This window comes from Pseudomonas sp. P5_A2_2 (assembly GCF_054177685.1).
Genome location: NZ_JBGCUL010000872.1, coordinates 1 through 1,873, shown reverse-complemented (window position 1 = coordinate 1,873; position 1,873 = coordinate 1). Strand labels below are relative to the sequence as shown.

At 58.9% G+C, this 1,873-nt stretch carries 1 protein-coding gene and 1 riboswitch; the gene reads right to left on the bottom strand.

Going from position 1 to position 1,873, the window contains the following annotated elements; all coding sequences use genetic code 11:
• Positions 1–39: 39 nt before the first annotated feature.
• Complete coding sequence (locus ACXRVY_RS26765) at positions 40–1,422, bottom strand: NfeD family protein (protein WP_223457249.1); 1,383 nt, start codon at positions 1,420–1,422, stop codon at positions 40–42.
• Positions 1,423–1,663: 241 nt separating this feature from the next.
• Positions 1,664–1,715, top strand: a riboswitch (Fluoride riboswitch).
• Positions 1,716–1,873: the final 158 nt, after the last annotated feature.

Below are 1,873 nucleotides of genomic sequence, written 5' to 3'. Positions count from 1 at the left end.
GGGTTAGCAGTGCGCCAAAACCCAATTCGACGAACATGATCAACCTCCTCGCGGTGGCGTTTCATCCAATCCAATGACCTCCAGCATCAAACCCGTGCGCGCCACCACCCGGACCTGTTGGCCCAGGTGCAGGGGCGAGCGGCTGCGCACTTGCCATTTTTCGCCCTGCAGTTGCACCCAGCCGCTCATCGGCAGATCCGGCAGCAGTCCCGTCACTGTGGCCAGGCTGCCGACCAGGCCCGCATCGCCGCTGACCAGGGCACGGCGTCGTGCCTTGAGCGCCATACCGACCAGAGTCATCAGCAACAGGGCGCTGATCAGTGCCATGCCGATGATCAGCGCCAACGGAATGCCGAAACCCGGTACATCTGTGTCAATCAAAATCACTGCGCCGACTACAAAGGCAACCACCCCACCCAAGCCGATTACACCGAAACTCGGTAGAAACGCCTCGGCGATCATGAAGGCGAGCCCTAGCAGAATCAGTCCGACCCCGGCGTAATTCACGGGCAACAGTTGCAGGGCATACAGCCCCAGCAACAGGCAGATGCCACCGAGCACTCCACCGACGGCCGACCCTGGGCTCATGAATTCGAATATCAACCCATAGACCCCGAACATGATCAGCAGCAATGCCACGCTGGGGTTGGTGATCACCGCCAGCAGTTGTGTGCGCCAATCAGGCGCATGATCGATGAGTGCAGCCCCGGCGGTACTCAGCTTCAACGTCTGACCGGCGACATTCAGGCTCTTACCGTCCAGTTGCTTGAGCAGGTCTGCCACGTCATTGGCCACATAATCGACCACCTTGAGTTTGAGCGCTTCGTCGGCCGACAAGCTGAGCGATTCACGTACCGCTTGTTCGGCCCAGTCGGCATTGCGTCCGCGCAATTGCGCAAGACCACGGATGTAAGCTGCCGCATCGTTGATCTGTTTTCGAGTCAAGGTGTCCCGTAGCTCAGGCGGAGAATTCTTGTCAGTGGTGGGTGAGCGAGGTGGTTCGGGTGCGGTACCGGGCAGGCCGCCGATCTGCACCGGCGTAGCGGCGCCCAGGTTGGTACCCGGGGTCATGGCGGCAATGTGGCTGGCATACAAAATATAGGTGCCGGCGCTGGCCGCGCGTGCGCCACTAGGGGCAACGAAACTGACCACTGGCAGGGGGCTGGCCAGAATCGCCTTGATGATCAAGCGCATCGAAGTGTCCAGCCCGCCGGGGGTGTCGAGGTTGATGACCACCAACTGTGCGCCCTCGGTCACCGCACGTATCAAGCCGCGCTCCACGTAGTCGGCGCTGGCCGGACCAATAGCATCGTTGACGGTCAGAATCACGACACTGCCCGCAGCCGACGCCGTCGTCGAAACCGTCGGTAGCCAGACCAGCATCATCACCAAGAGCAGGCGGCGCCACCAGTGACTGTTCACGGGACCCTCCCAGGAGCGGGTTCGGCAGTCTTCAACCTTCACTTAAAGCGTAGTTGAGTCAGCCGTAGGCGATACAGGCGCGGCGGTTAACGCAGGGCAAGTGCCAAAACTGTTCACCAAGATCTCATGTCACCGTACTGTGCCTCTCGGAGGGAAAATGGTGTACCAAAGCAATCTGGTCCTACGGGCTGCACTGATACGAGTGTTTGGTAGCTTGAAAGTCTTGGCGCCGCTGCTATAGGTGAAAACAGGAGATGGCATTCCTCCTTTGTGCTGATGATGCCTGCGTGAACCCTGGACAGAGCACGCGTGAAAAATCGAGAAATCACGCAAAAGTCACGCACATGAAAAAGGCCAATGCTGTGAACATTGGCCTAAGTCATTGAAAAATATGGTCGGGACGGAGTGATTCGAACACTCGACCCCTGGCACCCCATCTCCTTTTTCATAC